We start from the raw sequence: 17486 nt of genomic DNA on the forward strand, positions 1-17486 counted from the left end.
CCTTAATGTGATGGCAACGCGTTGACTCGGTCACCAAATGAACACGTATGGCTCTCGCTCCGTGCCGCTGCGTCAGCGAAGCCCTCGCGACCGCTCAACTTCCGCCGCGCAGCGGGGCCTTGGCGAACTCCCGCATGCCCTCCTCGAAGCCGACCCTGGCCCGCCAGCCCAGGGCTGCGCGGAGCCGCGCGGAGTCGGCCGTGATGTGCCGCACGTCGCCGAGCCGGTAGCCGCCGGTGACCTCCGGGGCGGGGCCGCCGTACGCGTCGGCGAGCGCGCCGGCCATCTCGCCGACGGTGTGCGGGTCCCCGCTGCCCGTGTTGTAGGCGACCAGCGTTCCGGCGCGGCCGCCGCCGGGGCCCGCCGCGCCGTCCGGGGCCGTCACCTCCTCCACGGCCAGCGCGTTCGCCTCCGCGACATCACGCACATGGACGAAATCCCGTCGCTGCCCGCCGTCCTCGAAGACCTGCGGCGCCTCGCCGCGTGCCAGCGCCGAGCGGAACAGCGAGGCCACGCCCGCGTAAGGGGTGTCGCGGGGCATGCCGGGGCCGTAGACGTTGTGATAGCGCAGGGAGGTGGCGCGGGCGCCGGTGGTGCGCGCCCAGGAAGCGGCCAGGTGCTCCTGGGCGAGCTTGGTGGTGGCGTAGACGTTCCGCGGGTCCATCGGCGCGTCCTCGCCGACCAGACCGGGGCGCAGCTCTGCCCCGCACCGCGGGCAGCGCGGCTCGAAGCGGCCGGCCTGAAGGTCGTCGACGGTGCGCGGGCCCGGGCGTACGACGCCGTGCCGGCCGCACTCGTAGCGGCCCTCGCCGTACACCACCATCGAACCGGCGAGCACGAGTGCCTTGATGCCCCGCTCCGCCATCGCGGCGAGCAGCACGGCGGTGCCGAGGTCGTTGCAGCCGACGTAGTCGGGGGCGTCGGAGAAGTCCTTGCCGAGGCCGACCATCGCGGCCTGGTGGCAGACCACGTCGACGCCGGTCAGCGCGGCCCGCAGGGCGTCCCCGTCCCGGACGTCCGCGATGACGCGCGGCACGCCGTCCGGTGTGGGCGGGGGCGGCTCGCGGTGTGCCGCGGGCAGCAGGACGTCGTACCCGACGACGTCGTGCCCACGGTCCGTCAGCACCTCCACGATCTGCGACCCGATGAAACCGGCTGCTCCGGTGACCAGTACGTGCATGGCCTCACGCTAGAGTCCGCGGCGCCCGCGCCGCCGGTGCCGCGGCCGCACGTCACATCTCCGTAAGCTCCGGGCCCGGCCGGTCCGTCCCCCCGCGCGAAAAGGTGTGGCCGGCGGGCGGCCGGGGTGGCAGCCTTGCGGGTCGTGGCGACGGACACGACGGACACGCAGGTGTGGGACGAGCGGGTGGCGCGGGACTACGACGAGTCGTCCGCGTTCATGAGCACGCCGGAGGTGCTCGGTCCGGCCGTCGACTTCCTGGCCGCCCGCGCGAACGGCGGCCCGGCCCTGGAGTTCGCCGTCGGCACCGGCCGCGTCGCGCTGCCGCTGGCCGCCCGGGGTGTCCGGGTGGCCGGCATCGAGCTGTCCGAGCCGATGCTGGCGGAGCTGCGTGGGAAGCCCGGCGGCGCGGAGCTGGAGGTGGCCGTCGGGGACATGGCCACCACCCGGGTGCCGGGTGAGTTCAGCCTCGTCTACCTCGTCTACAACACCATCACCAACCTCCTCTCGCAGGACGGACAGGTCGACTGCTTCCGTAACGCCGCCCGCCACCTGCGCCCCGGCGGCCGCTTCGTCATCGAGGTCTTCGTCCCGGACCTCCGGCGCCTGCCGCCGGGGGAGACGGCGCGCCCCTTCCACATCGGCGCGGGGCACGTGGGCTTCGACACCTACGACCTGCCGAGCCAGCGCATGGTCTCGCACCACTACCGGATCGCCGAGGGCCGCGCGGACACGTTCCTCTCCCACCACCGCTACGTCTGGCCCTCCGAGCTGGACCTGATGGCCAGGCTCGCGGGCCTGGAGCCGAGCGAACGGTGGGAGGACTGGCGGGAGAACCCGTTCACCGCGGAGAGCCGCACCCATGTGTCGGTGTGGCGGAAGCCGCGGGGGTGAGGGGTGCGGCTGCGGGGTGCGAGCGGTGCGGCTGCGGGGTGCGAGCGGTGCACCTGTGAGGGAGTGAATGTATAGATTATTCATCGATTATTCCGTATGTCGCTTTTGGGGCTAGCCTGGTCGCGTACGAGGTACCGCATGCGCACGCGGTGGGTCGCTGCCATCGCGGAACGTGCACCCCATCGCGGAGGAGCACCGGCATGACATCCGTCCCGCACACCGCCCGGACCGCCGCCGAGGCCGCCGCCGCGGAACTCCGCGCCCACCTCCCCGCGGACCATGTCATCCTCCCCGGCACCCCCGGGTACGACGAGGCCATCCGCCTCTGGAACGCCGCCGTCACCCACAGGCCCGTCCTGGTCGTCCGCCCCACCGACACCTCCGGCGTCCAGGCGGCCGTCCGCGCCGCGCGCGCCCACCATCTGCCGCTCTCCGTCCGCGGCGGCGGCCACGACTGGGCGGGCCGCGCCCTCCGCCCGGACGGCCTCGTCATCGACCTCACCGCCATGCGCCGGACCACCGTCGACGCGGAGTACCACACCGCCACCGTCCAGGGCGGCGCCACCGCGGACGACGTCATCGCGGCCACCCTCCCGCACGGCCTGGTCGCCGCCACCGGAACCGTCCGTTCCGTGGGTCTCACCGGGCTCACCCTCGGCGGCGGCTACGGTCCGCTGATGGGCCGCTACGGCCTGGCGGCGGACAACCTGCTCGGCGCGGAGACCGTGCTCGCCGACGGCAGCGCCGTGACCGCCGACGCAAGGCGCGAGCCCGAGCTGTACTGGGCGCTGCGGGGCGGCGGCGGGAACTTCGGCGTGGTCACGGAGATGCGCGTCCGGCTGCACCCGGTGCCCAGGGTGCTCGCGGGCCTGATCCTCTACCCCTGGTCCCAGGCGGCGGACGTCTTCGAGCGCCTCGGCACCGCCCTGCGCGCCGCCCCCGACGAACTCACCGTCCAGAGCGGCCTGATCACCGGCCCGGAGGGCGAGCTGGTGGTGTTCCTGAGCCCGGTGTGGTGCGGGGTGCTGGAGGAGGGCCGGACCTACGTCGACGAGCTTCAGCGCCTCGGGACGCCGGTGCTCGCGGAGGTCGGGCCCCGCTCGTACGACGAGATGTTCGCGCTCACGGACGTCTGGGTCACCACGGGCCGCAGCTACGACCTGCGGACGAGGACGGTGTCGCGGTTCAGCCCGCATGTGATCGCCGAGTTGGTCGAGGCGGGGGACACGCTGCCGTCCGCGTCGACCGCTGTCGCGATCCACCATGTCCACGGGGCGGTCACGCGGATGCCGGACGTGGCGACGGCGTTCGGTTTCCGGCGGGCGCACTTCGTGGTGGAGATCGTGGCGAGCTGGGACGAGGGGGACGGGGGCGCGGAGCGGGCGTGGTGCGAGCGGGTGTCCCGTGCGCTCGGTTCGCACGCGTTGCCCGGGGGGTACGCGGGGTTGCTCGGGGACGATCACCATGAGCAGGTCGCGCACGCGTACGGGCCCAATGCGGCGCGGTTGGGGGCGGTCAAGGGGCGGTATGACGCCGGGGGCGTCTTCCGGGGGATTCCCCTCCCGCCCGCCCCTGAGTGACCGCACTCGGGGCTCGTCCTCAAACGCCGGACGGGCTGGTGGGTGTGGGTGGTTGTGGTGTCGTTCTCGTCTGCGGGTGGGGGGTGGTGGGGTCGCCCTCCGGGCTCGTCCTCAAACGCCGGACGGGCTGAAGTGGTGGGAGTTGGCTCTCGGGATCCGCAGGGTGTCGCGTTGTGCGGGGTCCGGGCAGCCATGCTGCCCGGACCTCACCGGGCGCACCAGGGACGAAAGGGAAGGCCTGCCACCCCCGCGCCGACCGCCCTCCCCAGCACGGCCCCGCCCCGGGGCGGGCGCGGGGGCCGGGCCCACGTAGGCCCGTCGCGTCCGGGGGCTCACCGGTCGCCGTCCGTCGCGAGGGTGCGCAGGGCGGCGCGGGCGGAGGCCAGGGAGTCGGCGGCGAACTGCTGGAAGCCGGCCAGGTGCGGGACGAGCCCCGCGATGGTCATCTCGGCCTTGACGCAGTGCACCCGCTCCTCGGCGATGCCCAGGTTGGCGAAGTAGGCCCGCAGGTAGGGGGCCTGGAAGTCGTGGTCGCGGCGGGGCGTGCCGGGGCCGTAGGCGCCCCCGCGGGTGAGGACGGCGACGACGCGGGTGCCGCGGAGGAGGGGCGCGCCGGTGTCGGGGTCGGTGAAGGCGGCCGGGAAGGTGAGGCGGTCGATCCAGGCCTTGAGGGCGGCGGGGACGGAGAAGTTGTACATCGGCGCGCCGATGAGGAGGGTGTGCGCGGCGCGCACCTCCTGGATCAGCGGCTCCGTGAGCGCCCATTCGCGCGCCTCCCCGGGGGTCTCGGCGAGCGCGGCGACCTTGTGCGGCGGGACGCCGCCGTGCCGTTCCACGCGGCGGCCGAGCGCGGCGTAACCGGGACCGATGGGCGGCACGGGGTCGGCGACGAGGTCGCGGTGGCGGTACCCGGCCGTGCCGTGCCGGGCGCGGAAGAGGTCGGCATAGAGGGTGGTCAGCTCCCGGCTGACGGACTCCTCCGGCGGGCCGGCGCTGGCGTCCAGGTGGAGCAGGACGGGCGTGTCGTGCATGGTGCGTCTCCTTCTGTCACTTCTGCTCGTGCCGAGTCGTCATGGGTGGGCGGCGGCTCGCTGCCCTGGGGGCGGTTTGTTGTCGTGGGTGCGGCGGCGCGTCGTCGTGGGAGTGGTGGCTTGCTGTCGTGGGTGCGGCGGCGCGCTGTCGTGGGAGCGGTGATTCGCCGGCACGGGACCGACGGCTCGGCATGAGGAAAGGTGACGGATGGCTCAGCGGCGGGAGTGGAACGGTTCCTCAGGACCTGCGGACGGCCAGGACGCACGCGTCCTGGCCGAACGCTTCGAGCGGGACCGCCACCGGCTGCACGCGCTCGCCTACCGGATGCTGGGCTCGGCGGCCGAGGCCGAGGACGCCGTGCAGGAGACCTGGCTGCGGCTGGGCCGGGTGGACGCGGACGGCATCGGCAATCTGGCGGCGTGGCTGACGACGGTGGTCTCGCGGGTGTGCCTGGACATGCTGCGGGCGCGGCGGGCGCGCCGGGAGGATCCGGCCGGATACGACGTGCACGGGCCGGTCGGGTACGACGCCCGCAGGCCGGACGGTGCCGCGGAGCCGGGAGGGGCAGCGCCGGAGCGGTCGCCGGAGGAGGAGGCGGTGCTCGTCGAGTCGGTGGGCCGGGCGCTGCTGGTGGTGCTGGACAGGCTGGGGCCGGCGGAACGGGTGGCGTTCGTGCTGCACGACATGTTCGCGGTGCCGTTCGAGCAGATCGGGGCGGTGCTTGGCCGCTCGGAGGCGGCGGCGAAGCAGTTGGGGAGCCGGGCGCGGCGGCGGGTGCGGGGCACGCCGGTGGTGGCGGAGCCGGAACTGGGCCGGCAGCGGCGCGTGGTGGAGGCGTTCCTGGCGGCGGCGCGCGGTGGTGACATCGCGGCGCTGCTGAAGGTGCTGGCCCCGGACGTCGTGCGCCGCGCGGACCCGGCGGCGCTGCGGCCGGGCGGGGCACCGGTGCTGCGCGGTGCCGACGAGGTGGCCCGCGAGACGGCTCTCCTCGCGGCCAACGCCGCTCACGCCGCGCCCGCCCTGGTGGACGGCGCGCCCGGCCTGGTCGTCGCCCCGCACGGCAGCCTCCGTCTGGCCCTCACCGTCACCGTCGAGTCCGGCCGCATCACGTCCTACACGGTCCACGCCGACCCTGACGGCCTCCGGTCCCTGGACCTGGCGGTTCTGAACACCTGAGCTGGGCCGTACGTCCGCGGTCCGGGGGCTGGTGGGGCTTGGTGGGTCTGGTGGGTCTGGTGGCCTGGGGGCCAGTGGGGCCAGTGGGGCCAGTGGGGCCAATGGGGCCAATGGGTTCAATTGGTCCGGTGTGTCCGGTGTGTCCGGTGCGTCCGGTGCATCCGGTGCGTCCGGTGCGTGCGATGCGTCTGGTGGTCCCGGTGGTCCCGGTGGTCCCGGTGGTCCCGGTGGTCCCGGTGGTCCCGGTGGTCCCGGTGGTCCCGGTGGATCCGGCGGGACCAGAGGGCTGGCCGGCGCCGCTGCGGGCGGTGTCGGCGGTGTGGCGCCGGTCTCCCTTGTGGGAGCGCTCTCTCACGGGTGAGGATGCCGGGGTGAGCAATGAACCGGCCGTGCGCCGCTACCGTCCGGAGGACCGCCCCGCGCTGGACGACATCTGCGTCCGCACCGGCCACCAGGGCGGTGACGCGCGGCCGGTCTACCCGGACCACGCCCTGCTGTCGACGATCTTCGCCGCGCCCTACGCCGAGCTGGAACCCGAGCTGACGTTCGTGCTGGACGACGGCGCCGGGCACGCCGTCGGCTATGTGCTGGGCACCGCGGACACCCCGCGGTTTGTCGCGCGGTTCCGCGCCGAGTGGCTGCCGAGGGTCGCGGACCGCTACCCGGTGCCGAGCGGTCCGCCGGCCACCCCCACCGAAATGATGATCACGCTCCTGCGCGACCCGGAGCGCATGGTCCGCCCCGAACTCGCCGACCACCCCGCCCACCTGCACATCGACCTGCTCCCCGAGTGGCAGCGCCGCGGCTTCGGCCGTGCCCTGATGCACCGCTTCCTGGACGAACTGCACGGCCGGGGCGTCCCGGCGGTGCACCTCACCATGGCCACCGCCAACGTCCGGGCCCGCGCCTTCTACGACCGGCTCGGCTTCCGGGAACTGGCCGTGCCGGACCCGGGCCAGGTGACGTACCTGGGGCGGCCGACGGCCCGGGAGTGACGCGGGGCGCGGTGAGACCGGCACGGCGACCGATGAGGGCGCCGGTCCGCGCTCCCCGGTACGGCTGCGGGCGTGGGCGTGGGCCCGTGAGGTGTTCCCCGGAACCGCCACCGCGGCGGCCCTTGTGGTGCGGCTCCGCACATGACGGCCGCGCAGCGCCTCGGTCAATCGGTCACACGTTCTTGAGGCGCATGTCCCGCCTCCCGCTATGGTCTCCGGGTGACCGAACTCGACACTTTGGACGCCACCCGCGAGGCCTACGACGCCGTCGCATCCCTCTACGCGCAGCAGTTCAGCGACTCCCTGCGTGACAGGGCCGTGGAGCGTGCCCTCCTGGGCGCCTTCACCGAGCTGGTGCGGACGAACGGCGACGGCGAGGTCGCGGACCTCGGCTGCGGTCCGGGCTACGTCACAGCTCAGCTGCACGGGCTGGGCCTGAATGCCTTCGGTGTCGACGCCTCGCCCGTGATGATCCGGCTCGCCCGCGAAGCCAACCCCGGTCTGCGGTTCGAGGTCGGCTCGATGGCCGCGCTGGACATCGCGGACAGCGCGCTGGGCGGAGTGCTTTCGCGGTGGTCCCTCATCCACACCCCGCCGCGGGACGTGCCCGCCGTCTTGGCCGAGATCGCCCGGGTGCTGGCTCCCGGCGGGCACCTGCTGATCGGCTTCCCCGCCACTGACGGCCCCCACCACGAGACACAGGCCTACGACCACGCGGTGGTAACGGCCTACCGCTGGTCACCCGACCGCCTCGCCGCGCTGCTGCGCGAGCACGGATTGGCGGAGGTGGCCCGTACGGTGATCGAGCCGAAGCCCACCGACAAGCGGCAGTTCCAGGAGGTTCAGCTCCTCGCCCGCAAGGCGTAGACCGAGGAGCTGTCCGGCCGATCACGTAGCTGTAAGCCCCTTGGCCGGCCTCCGCTGCCGGCGCTCGAAGAGGGCGGGGGACCGGTTCCCCGATGCGCGGGTCGGTGCGTGGGAACGGGCTGGTCGGTGCGGGTCGGTCCGTGGCGGGCTGGTCGGCGCGGCCGATCTTCCGCCGTTACCTCGATGCAGGCGGCAACTTCATCGACACCGCCGACTTCTACACCGCCGGGGAGGGGCGCGGGGAACCGCGGGACGAGCCACGGCGGAGCGGGAGGTTCGCCGCCGGCCGAAGGGGGCCGTCCCGGTCGCTCCCGGACCACCGGCCGGTGGTGGGCCACGCGCACACGCGCCTCACCGGCGTCGTAGAGTGGCCGACCGGACCGACCCGCCCACCCCGCCGTACCGGCCGAACCCCAGAGGCACCGCACCCCCATGCCCCCCGCCCCCGCCCCGCGCCCCGGCGTGAGCGTCGTCGGCATCGGGGCCGACGGGTGGGCCGGACTCACGGACCCGGCCCGGGACGAGCTGCGGGCCGCGGACGTCGTGATCGGCGCGGCCCGGCAACTGGCCCTGCTCCCCCCGGAGTGCCACGCCGAGCGGGTGACCTGGCCCTCCCCCCTGCGCCCCGCCGTGCCACGGCTGCTCGTGGCCCACGCCGACCGCAGAGTGGCCGTCCTCGCCAGCGGCGACCCGCTCTTCCACGGCGTCGGACGCGCCGTCGCCGAGGAGGCGGCGGCGCTGCACGGCCGGGGCGTCGCGGCCCCCCGCTTCCTGCCGCACCCCTCCTCCGTGTCGTACGCCTGCGCCCGGCTCGGCTGGGCCGTCGAGGACACGGACGTCGTCACCCTCGTCGGCCGCCCCACCGCCCGGCTCGCCGCCGCGCTGCACCACGGCCGCCGGCTGCTGGTGCTCAGCGCCGGCGCCACGACACCCGCCGAGGTCGCGGAGCTGCTCAGGGACCGCGGCTTCGGCCCGAGCACCCTGCGCGTCCTCGAACAGCTCGGCGGGCCGCGCGAGAACGTCGTCGGCGGCACCGGCAGCACCGCGGACACCTGGGCGGAACCGCCCGGGGACCCGCTCAACATCGTGGCCGTGGAGTGCCGCAGGGCACCCGGCGCACTCCGGCTCGGCGCCGTGCCGGGGCTGCCGGACGCGGCGTACGAACACGACGGACAGCTGACCAAACGGCACGTCCGTGCCGCCACGCTCGCCGCGCTCGCCCCCGCGCCCGGCGAACTGCTGTGGGACATCGGCGGCGGCTCCGGCTCGATCGCCGTCGAGTGGCTGCGCACCCACCCGTCCTGCCGCGCCTACACCGTCGAGCGCGACCCGGTCCGCGCCGAGCGGATCGCGCGCAACGCCGCCCGGCTCGGTGTGCCCGGACTCGGCGTCGTCACCGGCACCGCGCCCGCCGCGCTGGCCGGTCTGCCCGCCCCCGACGCGGTGTTCATCGGCGGCGGCCTGACCGCCGCCGGCCTGCTCGACGCCTGCTGGGCCGCGCTGCCGCCCGGCGGACGGCTGGTCGCCAACACCGTCACCCTGGAGTCGGAGGCGCTCCTCGCCGAGGCCCGCCGCAGACACGGCGGCGACCTCGTCCGCCTCACCGTCGCCCACGCCGTCCCCGTCGGCACCTTCACCGGCTGGCGGGCGGCCATGCCGGTGACGCAGTGGGCGGTGACCAAGCCGGAGGAGGACCGGGACGACCGTCCCTCCGACCGCCCCTCCGACCGCCCAGCCGGGTCCGTCGCCGTCCCCCGCCGGAACCGCGAGCACCCCGAGGCACCCGAGGCACCCGAGGCTGCCGAAGCATCCGCGGCCCCCGAAGTACCCGAGGCTCCCGAAGCATCCGCAGCTCCGGACGCATCTGACACCCCCATCGCATCTGACACACCCATGGCACCTGATACACCCATCGCACCTGGCACACCCGTCACACCCGACGTACCCGAGCGCCCAGGAGGCCGGCCGTGACCGTGTACTTCATCGGGGCGGGGCCCGGCGCCGCCGACCTGATCACCGTGCGCGGCGCGCGGCTGCTCGCCGCCTGCCCGGTCTGCCTGTACGCGGGCAGCCTGGTCCCGCGCGAACTGCTGGAGTCCTGCCCGCCGGACGCCCGGCTCGTGGACACCGCGCAGCTCGATCTGGACCGGATCACCGCCGAACTGGTGGCCGCCGACCGTGCCGGGCAGGACGTGGCGCGGCTGCACTCCGGCGACCCGTCCGTCTTCAGCGCCGTCGCCGAGCAGATGCGGCGGCTCGACGCGGCCGGCGTGGCGTACGAGATGGTGCCGGGCGTACCCGCGTTCGCGGCGGCCGCGGCGGCGCTGGGACGGGAGCTGACGGTGCCGACCGTCGGCCAGACCGTGATCCTCACCCGGCTCGCCCGGCAGGCCACCCCGATGCCGGACGGCGAGGACCTCGCCACTCTGGGCCGCAGCGGCGCCCTCCTCGTACTGCACCTGGCGGTGCGGTACGCGGACGAGGTCGTCGCGGAACTGCTCCCGCACTACGGCCCCGACTGCCCGGCCGCCGTGGTGGCCTTCGCCAGCCGGCCGGAGGAACTGGTGCTGCGCGGCACCCTCGCCGACATCGCGGACCAGGTGCGCCGAGCGGGCGTCACCCGCACCGCCGTGATCATCGTGGGCCGCACACTGGCCGCGGCGGAGTTCCGCGACAGCCATCTGTACTCGGCGGAACGCGAACGGCACGCCGGCGCCCCCGCCCCGCGGCTGGACTAGCCCCACCTCGCCCCGACCGCGCCGAGCCCCCCGGTTTCCTCAAGGGGCGCGGGGAACTGCGCGACCAGCCACGACGAGACGGGGTGGTCGTCACCGCCGGTGGGGGCTGTCTTGGTCGTCTGCGGGCCGCCGGCCCGGTGGTGGGTTGTCGCGGGCGGTTTCTGGCGCCGCTGCCGGGAGTGGTGGTGCCGGGGGCCCCGGTTTCCTCAAGGGGCGCGGGGAACTGCGCGACCAGCCACGACGAGACGGGGTGGTCGTCACCGCCGGTGGGGGCTGTCTTGGTCGTCTGCGGGCCACCGGCCCGGTGGTGGGTTGTCGCGGGCGGTTTCTGGCGCCGCTGCCGGGAGTGGTGGTGCCGGGGGCCCCGGTTTCCTCAAGGGGCGCGGGGAACTGCGCGACCAGCCACGACGAGACGGGGTGGTCGCCACCGGCCGGAGGGGGCTGTCTCTGCCGTGTCGGTGCCGAGCGGCCCCGCTTCTCCCAAGGGGCGCGGGGAACTGCGCGATCGGGTACGGCGAGACCGGGTGGGGGTTCCGCGTCGGCCGGGGCGCGGTCCGGGAGGGGCGCGAGGTTAGGGTGGCCGACGTGGACCTCCAGGCCGTGCGCACCTTCGTCGCCGTCGCCGACGCGGGCCAGTTCCAGGGCGCGGCGGACGACCTGTCGATCACCCAGCAGGCCGTCTCCAAGCGGGTCGCCGCGCTGGAGAGGGAACTGGGCACCCGCCTGTTCACGCGCACACCACGCGGCGCCCGGCTGACCCCCGACGGGCAGGCGTTCCTGCCGCACGCCCGCGACCTGCTCCGCGCCGAGGAACGGGCGGCCGCCTCGGTGCGCCCGGCCCACCGGGCGCTGCGCGTCGACGTGATCGGCAGGCGGCTGGGCCCCGCGGTGCTGCTGCGCGACTTCCACCGCGCCCACCCCGAGGTCGTACTGGACGTCGTGACCTACTTCGACGCCGACTCGGCCGTCACCGCCGTGCGCTCCGGCGCCATCGACGCGTCCTTCCGCGCCGTGCCCGCCCCGGGCCAGCAGCTTCCCGACGGCGTCGAGGCCACCCGCGTCTTCGACGAACCGGTCGAGCTGCTGACCGGCCCCGGCCACGAGTTCGCCGGAGCCGGCGCGATCAGCCCCACCCGGCTCGCCGGGCGCACCATCTGGATGCCCGACATGGTCACCGGCACCGAGTGGGCCGCCTACTACACCGATCTCGCCGCGGCGTTCGGATTCACCATCGACACCATCGGCCCGCACTACGGCACCGAGCCGCTGCTCGACACCGTCGCCGGCTCCCCCGCCGTGGCGACGTTCATCGGCGAGCAGACCCAGTTCGTCTGGCCCGCCGACTACGACCTGCGGCGCGTCGCCCTGCACGACCCCACACCGGTCTACCCGCACTCGCTGATCTGGCGTGCCGACAACCCACACCCGGCGCTCACCGCACTCCGCGCCCACCTCGCCGCCGCCCTGCCACCCGCCGACCGCGGCACACGGACCCCGACGACCCCACGGAAGCGGGTGACGCCGACCCCCACGACGCGGACCTGGATCCCGGTCTGGGCGCGCCGCCCGGCACCACCGCGGACCCCGGCGCCCCCACCCGCCGTCCCCGCCGCCCCCGCCGTCCCGGACCGCGGGCGGGTCTCCCGCCTGCAGTAGAACCACCAGGAGCCCGCCTCGGCCCAACTGGGGCCCGCCTCGGCCCAACCGGGGCCCGCCTCGGCCCACCAGAGCCCGCCTCGGCCACCAGAAGCCGCCCTCGGCCCACCAGGAGCCCGTCTCCGCCGTGGCCGTCGTCGGCCCACCGGCGCGAGCCGCCGGAAACCCTCCCGCCGAGCCGCCGCCCCGGCCGTACCCGCATCCGCACCGGCACCCGCACCCGCACCCGCGGCGGTGCCCGCACCCGCGGCGGTGCCCGCGCGAGCGTCCGCGTCCGCGCCGCCCGCCGTCGGCGCGGGGTGGCCCGGATACCCGGCGGCCCCGCCTCCGTAGACGAGCGACGGGCCCGGCGCGTGGTACGCCTCAGCCCTCGGTACCGGCGCGCCCGCCCCGCGGGCGGCCCGCTCGCCGCTCACCGCACGGTGCTGCGCCCCACCACCGTCCCCGCCCGGTCGATGCAGATCACGTCCACCGCGACCGGCGCGCCGCGCAGTACCGCCGTGGCGTGGTCGCGGGCGGCCTCGGCGACCAGGTCGCCCAGGGGCACGCCCGCCGCCGTGCACAGCTGGAGCGCCTCAAGGCCGGTGTTGGCGGACGCGACCGCCGCCGCCAGCGCCTCGCCCGCCCCGCCGCGCCGGGCCAGGCCGGCCAGGAAGCCCTTGTCCACCTGCGAACGCGCCGAGTGCAGATCGAGGTGCCCGGCCGCCAGCTTGGACAGCTTCGCGAAGCCGCCGCAGACGGTGAGCCGGTCCACCGGGTGCCGGCGCAGGTACTTGAGCACCGCGCCCGCGAAGTCGCCCATGTCGAGGAGGGCGTCCTCCGGCAGCCCGTACTCGGCGACGACCGTACGCTCGGACGTCGACCCCGTGCATCCGGCCACGTGCCGGCGCCCCGCGGCGCGCGCCACGTCCACCCCGCGCCGGATCGAGTCGATCCACGCCGAGCAGGAGTACGGCACGACGATGCCGGTGGTGCCCAGGACGGAGAGGCCCCCGACGATCCCGAGCCGCGGGTTCCAGGTCGAGCGGGCGATCTCCGCGCCGTTGTCTATGGAGAGGGTCACCTCCGCGTCCACGTCCACGTCGGGGTGGGATCCGGGGTCGGTGCGTCCGTCCGGGCCGGCGTGCGGACCGGGTGGCCGGCCGGCGGGGGCGGGGGCCGCGGCGCGGGCCAGGTTGGCACGGATCATCCGCCGCGGCACGGGGTTGATCGCGGGCTCGCCGACGTCGAGCGGCAGGCCCGGGCGGGTGACGGTGCCCACGCCGGGGCCGGCCCTGAAGACCACGCCCGAGCCCGGCGCGAGGCCCCGCACGGTCGCCCTGACCAGCGCGCCGTGCGTGACGTCCGGGTCGTCCCCGGCGTCCTTGACGACCCCCGCCATGGCCGCGCCGCCGTCCTCGTCCCGTTCCTCCACGGCCAGCGCGAACGCGACCTTCCGGCCGCCCGGCAGCACGATCGTCACCGGGTCGGGGAACTCGCCCGTGCGCAGCGCGACGTACGCCGCGGTGGCCGCGGCCGTCGCACAGGCCCCGGTGGTCCAGCCGGGCCGCAGGCCGCTGTGTTTCAGTTGACCCCGGCGCCCGCCCCGCGGCGCGCCGTCCGCCGCCTCACTCACGAAAGGACCTCCCCGCGATGCACGTACTCGTCCTCGGCGGCACCACGGAGGGCCGGAGGGTGGCGGAGCTGCTGGCCGCGGGGGGTGCGGCGGGTGCGGCGGGTGCCACGGACACGGTTCCCCCGGTGGGCCCGTCCGGCGTCCCCGGCCGGGCTCCGGGCGCCCCGCACGCGTCCGCTGCCCCCGGGCCCGTGCCGGAGGGGCCCGTGACGCGGGTGACCACCTCGCTCGCCGGCCGGGTGGCCGCGCCCCGGATGCCACCCGGCGAGGTGCGCGTCGGGGGCTTCGGCGGCGTCGGCCCCATGGCGCGCTGGCTGACCGACCACCGGGTCGACGTGCTCATCGACGCCACCCACCCCTTCGCCAGGACCATCAGTTTCCACGCGGCCGAGGCCGCCGACAGGGCCCATGTTCCCCTGCTGGCGCTGCGCCGCCCCGGGTGGGTGCCCACCGCGGGCGACGACTGGCATCCGGCGGGCTCGCTCGCCGACGCCGCCTCGCTGCTGCCCGCGCTCGGCACCCGGGTCTTCCTCACCACCGGCCGCACCGGACTCGCCGCGTTCGCCGCGCTGGACACCCTCTGGTTCCTCGTACGCTCCGTGGACCGGCCGCAGCCGCCCTGCCCGCCGCGCATGCGGGTGCTGCTGGACCGCGGCCCGTTCACCCTCGACGGGGAGCGCGACCTGCTGCGCCGGCACCGCGTCGACGTCCTCGTCACCAAGGACAGCGGTGGCCTCGCCACCGCGCCCAAGCTGACCGCGGCCCGCGAGGCCGGCGTCCCGGTCGTGATGGTCCGCCGACCGCCGCTGCCCGAGGGCGTGCCCGTGGTCACCACACCCGAGGAGGCGGTCGCCTGGCTACGGGTGCGGTGGGGCGAGGGGTAGCGGGGCGCCGCCCGCGCCGCCCGCGGCGCCTCTGCCGCCCGGGCCGCGTGTTCCGTCCGCGCCGTGCGGACTGTCCGCGCCGTGCGGACTGTCCGCGCCGTGCGGGCTGTCCGCGCCGTTCGCGCCGGCCGGGTCGTGAGTTCCGTCCGGGCCGCGTGTTCCGTCCGTGCCGTCCGTGTTGCGTGTCCCGTTCGAGCCCTTCGCGCCGCCTATGCCGTCTATGTCGTCCATGCCGCCTGTTCCGCCCGCGTCGTCGTCCGTGGCGCCCGCGCCGTCCGGGTAGCTGCGCGGCGTCCACGCGACCACGGTCTCCGGGCCGCCCGGGCCGCCGCGCCGCGCCGTCCGCGTCCGGGACGAGCCCACGATCAGCAGGGTGCGCATGTCGACCTCGGCCGGGTCGAGCGCGGCGAGCCGCACGACACGGACCCGCTCGCCGGGCCCGCCGACGTCCCGCGCGACGACCACGGGGGTGTCCGGGGCGCGGTGCTCCAGCAGCACCTCACGGGCCTTGCCGACCTGCCAGGTGCGGCTGCGGGACCCCGGGTTGTAGAGCGCGATCACCAGGTCCGCGGCGGCCGCGGCCCGCAACCGTGCCGCGATCACCTCCCACGGCTTCAGCCGATCGGAGAGGGACAGGGCCGCGTAGTCGTGCCCGAGCGGGGCACCCGCACGCGCCGCGGCGGCGTTCGCCGCGGTCACGCCCGGCAGGACCCGCACCGGCACGTCCCGGTACGCGTCCTGCGCCGCGGCCTCCAGCACCGCCGTCGCCATCGCGAAGACGCCCGGGTCGCCCCCCGACACCACCGCGACCCGCCGCCCGCGCCGCGCCAGGTCCAGCGCGAACTCGGCGCGCTCCGCCTCCACCTTGTTGTCGGACCCGTGCCGCCGCTGCCCGGGCCGGACCGGCACGCGCGCCAGGTAGGTCGTGTACCCGACCAGATCCTCGGCCGCGGCCAGCGCGCCCCGGGTCTCCGGCGTCATCCACAGCGGCCCGGCGGGCCCGGTGCCGACCACGACGACCTCGCCGCGCGGGGCGGGAGCCGGGTCCGGCGCGGCGTCGGGGGCCGGTGAGGTGGGGTCGCCGGTGCGCGGAGCGGCCGGTGACGGGGTGCCCGCGGCGGCCGGCCCCGCGGTGCCCGCGGCCGGAGCCCCGGCATCCGTGCCCGGGTCCTCGGCGTCCGTCCCCGGGCCCCGGGTGTCGGTTCCGGTTGTGTCCGCCCGGGTGTCGGTTCCGGTTGTGTCCGCCCGGGTGTCGGTTCCGGTCGTGTCCGCCCGGGTGTCCGTCCCGGTCGGGTCCGTCCCGGTCGCCGGGCCGGGGGAGACCGGCGGGAGCGTGCGGCGGCTCGGCAGGACCGCCACCGAGAAGTACGGCACGGACTCCGGGTCGACGGCGGCCAGTTCGGCGGTGCGCTCGCCGGACATGGTGGCCCGCTCCACGTAGCGCGCGTCGGCCAGCCGTCCCGCCCGCTCCAGCGCGCCGCGCACCGTGGTGAAGGTGCGCCCGAGCTTCATCACCACCGCGGCGTCCGTCGCCGCGATCCGTGCCGCCAGCTCCTCCTCGGGCAGGGTGCCCGGCAGCACCGTCAGCACCTCCTCGCCCTCCACCAGCGGGGTGCCCAGCCGGGCCGCGGCGGCGCTCACCGACGTCACGCCGGGCACCACCTCGGTCGGGTAGCGGTGCGCCAGGCGCTTGTGCATGTGCATGTAGGAGCCGTAGAAGAGGGGATCGCCCTCCGCGAGCACCGCGACGCTGCGCCCCGCGTCGAGGTGCGCGGCCAGCCGCGCCGCCGCCGTCTCGTAGAACTCGTCCAGCGCGCCCCGGTAGCCGCCCGGGTGGTCGGTCCCTTCCGTGGTGACGGGGTAGACCAGCGCCTCTTCGATGTGGTCCGCGCGCAGGTACCGCGCCGCGATGGACCGCGCGATCGACCGCCCGTGCCGTGCGCTGTGGTACGCCACCACGTCCGCCGCGCGGATCACTTCGACGGCCCGCACGGTGAGCAGCGCCGGGTCGCCCGGGCCGAGCCCGACGCCGTAGAGCCGCCCGGTGGGGGGCGCGCCGTCCGCTTCGGCCCGGCGGCCCTGCTGGGTGGCGGGGTGGCCCTGACCGGTGCCGGTGCGGATCTGGTTCTGTCCGGTGCCGGTGCCGGTGCCGGTGCCGGTGCCGGTGTGCGCCGTGCCGCCCGCGGCCGGGGCGCCCGGACGCGGGCCGGACCCGGTGCTCTGCTCCCTGCTCACTCCGCCTCGCTCGCTATCGCGTTGACGGCGGCGGCTGCCATCGCGCTGCCGCCGCGCCGGCCGCGCACCACCAGGTGCTCGACACCCGAGGCGTCCGCGACCAGCGCCTCCTTGGACTCGGCGGCGCCGACGAACCCGACCGGCACCCCGATGACGGCCGCCGGGCGGGGCCCGCCGGGACCGCCCTCGGCGAGGATCTCCAGAAGCCTGAAGAGGGCGGTGGGGGCGTTGCCGACGGCGACCACGGCGCCGTCGAGCCGGTCGCGCCAGAGTTCCAGCGCGGCGGCGCTGCGGGTGGTGCCCAGCTCGGCGGCGAGCGCAGGCACGGACGGGTCGGAGAGCGTGCAGACGACGTCGTTCCCGGCGGGCAGCCGACGGCGCGTGACTCCGCTCGCGACCATCTGCGCGTCGCACAGCACCGGCGCCCCGGCGCGCAGCGCGGCGCGGGCCCGCGCCACCACGCCCGGCGTGTACACGAGGTCGCGCACCAGGTCGACCATGCCGCAGGCGTGGATCATCCGGACCGCGACCTGCGCCACGTCGGCGGGCAGGCCCGCGAGGTCCGCCTCCGCGCGGATGGTCGCGAAGGACTGCCGGTAGATCGCAGCTCCGTCCTTCTCATACTCGAACACGG

Annotated in this window: 13 protein-coding genes and 1 pseudogene; 9 read left to right on the plus strand and 5 right to left on the minus strand. The window is 75.9% G+C overall.

The annotated features are described in order from the left end of the window. Positions 1-94: 94 nt before the first annotated feature. Positions 95-1180, minus strand: coding sequence for an NAD-dependent epimerase/dehydratase family protein (locus tag ACSMXW_RS18135; RefSeq protein ID WP_485797762.1), 1086 nt, complete (start codon positions 1178-1180; stop codon positions 95-97). A gap of 219 nt (positions 1181-1399) precedes the next feature. Here ACSMXW_RS18135 and ACSMXW_RS18140 point away from each other — a divergent pair, with 219 nt between their 5' ends. Continuing rightward, on the plus strand, positions 1400-2074 hold the full coding sequence (locus ACSMXW_RS18140) for a class I SAM-dependent DNA methyltransferase (protein ID WP_485808129.1): 675 nt from the start codon (positions 1400-1402) through the stop codon (positions 2072-2074). Positions 2075-2274: 200 nt separating this feature from the next. Then, positions 2275-3654, plus strand: coding sequence for an FAD-binding oxidoreductase (locus tag ACSMXW_RS18145; protein ID WP_485797763.1), 1380 nt, complete (start codon positions 2275-2277; stop codon positions 3652-3654). 332 nt (positions 3655-3986) lie between these two features. Here ACSMXW_RS18145 and ACSMXW_RS18150 read toward each other — a convergent pair whose 3' ends face one another. Further along, the gene (locus tag ACSMXW_RS18150) at positions 3987-4685 is read right to left on the minus strand and encodes an FMN-dependent NADH-azoreductase (protein ID WP_485797764.1); all 699 of its coding nucleotides are present in this window, start codon (positions 4683-4685) and stop codon (positions 3987-3989) included. Between the two features lie 208 nt (positions 4686-4893). Between ACSMXW_RS18150 and ACSMXW_RS18155 the strand changes: the two genes are divergently transcribed. The 6 genes from ACSMXW_RS18155 (at position 4894) to ACSMXW_RS18180 (ending at position 12118) form a co-directional block, all read left to right on the plus strand. Then, positions 4894-5862, plus strand: a complete 969-nt coding sequence (locus ACSMXW_RS18155; protein ID WP_485797765.1) for a sigma-70 family RNA polymerase sigma factor — start codon at positions 4894-4896, stop codon at positions 5860-5862. A 371-nt stretch (positions 5863-6233) separates the two neighbouring features. Next, positions 6234-6857, plus strand: a complete 624-nt coding sequence (locus tag ACSMXW_RS18160) for a GNAT family N-acetyltransferase (RefSeq protein WP_485797766.1) — start codon at positions 6234-6236, stop codon at positions 6855-6857. A 219-nt stretch (positions 6858-7076) separates the two neighbouring features. Continuing rightward, positions 7077-7724, plus strand: a complete 648-nt coding sequence (locus ACSMXW_RS18165) for a class I SAM-dependent DNA methyltransferase (RefSeq protein ID WP_485797767.1) — start codon at positions 7077-7079, stop codon at positions 7722-7724. Positions 7725-8156: 432 nt separating this feature from the next. Then, complete coding sequence (cbiE, locus tag ACSMXW_RS18170) at positions 8157-9695, plus strand: precorrin-6y C5,15-methyltransferase (decarboxylating) subunit CbiE (RefSeq protein WP_485797768.1); 1539 nt, start codon at positions 8157-8159, stop codon at positions 9693-9695. After that, positions 9692-10462: a precorrin-4 C(11)-methyltransferase gene (gene cobM, locus ACSMXW_RS18175; RefSeq protein WP_485797769.1), complete on the plus strand. Its 771-nt coding sequence runs from the start codon at positions 9692-9694 to the stop codon at positions 10460-10462. The genes cbiE and cobM overlap by 4 nt, the downstream gene beginning before the upstream one ends. 585 nt (positions 10463-11047) lie before the next feature. Next, on the plus strand, positions 11048-12118 hold the full coding sequence (locus ACSMXW_RS18180; protein WP_485797770.1) for a LysR family transcriptional regulator: 1071 nt from the start codon (positions 11048-11050) through the stop codon (positions 12116-12118). Positions 12119-12530: 412 nt separating this feature from the next. Here ACSMXW_RS18180 and ACSMXW_RS18185 read toward each other — a convergent pair whose 3' ends face one another. Continuing rightward, complete coding sequence (locus tag ACSMXW_RS18185; RefSeq protein WP_485797771.1) at positions 12531-13733, minus strand: cobalt-precorrin-5B (C(1))-methyltransferase; 1203 nt, start codon at positions 13731-13733, stop codon at positions 12531-12533. A gap of 17 nt (positions 13734-13750) precedes the next feature. Here ACSMXW_RS18185 and ACSMXW_RS18190 point away from each other — a divergent pair, with 17 nt between their 5' ends. Continuing rightward, positions 13751-14617, plus strand: a complete 867-nt coding sequence (locus ACSMXW_RS18190; RefSeq protein ID WP_485797772.1) for a cobalt-precorrin-6A reductase — start codon at positions 13751-13753, stop codon at positions 14615-14617. Between the two features lie 273 nt (positions 14618-14890). Here ACSMXW_RS18190 and cobJ read toward each other — a convergent pair. Both cobJ and ACSMXW_RS18200 read right to left on the minus strand, forming a co-directional pair. Then, positions 14891-16618: pseudogene (gene cobJ, locus ACSMXW_RS18195) on the minus strand (precorrin-3B C(17)-methyltransferase); the annotation flags it as partial. A gap of 230 nt (positions 16619-16848) precedes the next feature. Further along, positions 16849-17484, minus strand: coding sequence for a precorrin-8X methylmutase (locus ACSMXW_RS18200; protein ID WP_485797773.1), 636 nt, complete (start codon positions 17482-17484; stop codon positions 16849-16851). Positions 17485-17486: the final 2 nt, after the last annotated feature.

It is taken from the genome of Streptomyces sp. DSM 116793 (genome assembly GCF_057320905.1).

Coding starts and splice junctions, on each gene's coding strand:
- ACSMXW_RS18135 (WP_485797762.1), bottom strand. CDS start 1,180: ATGCACGTACTGGTCACCGGAGCAGCCGGTTTCATCGGGTCGCAGATC.
- cbiE (WP_485797768.1), top strand. CDS start 8,157: ATGCCCCCCGCCCCCGCCCCGCGCCCCGGCGTGAGCGTCGTCGGCATC.
- ACSMXW_RS18150 (WP_485797764.1), bottom strand. CDS start 4,685: ATGCACGACACGCCCGTCCTGCTCCACCTGGACGCCAGCGCCGGCCCG.
- ACSMXW_RS18140 (WP_485808129.1), top strand. CDS start 1,400: ATGAGCACGCCGGAGGTGCTCGGTCCGGCCGTCGACTTCCTGGCCGCC.
- ACSMXW_RS18155 (WP_485797765.1), top strand. CDS start 4,894: ATGGCTCAGCGGCGGGAGTGGAACGGTTCCTCAGGACCTGCGGACGGC.
- ACSMXW_RS18190 (WP_485797772.1), top strand. CDS start 13,751: ATGCACGTACTCGTCCTCGGCGGCACCACGGAGGGCCGGAGGGTGGCG.
- ACSMXW_RS18145 (WP_485797763.1), top strand. CDS start 2,275: ATGACATCCGTCCCGCACACCGCCCGGACCGCCGCCGAGGCCGCCGCC.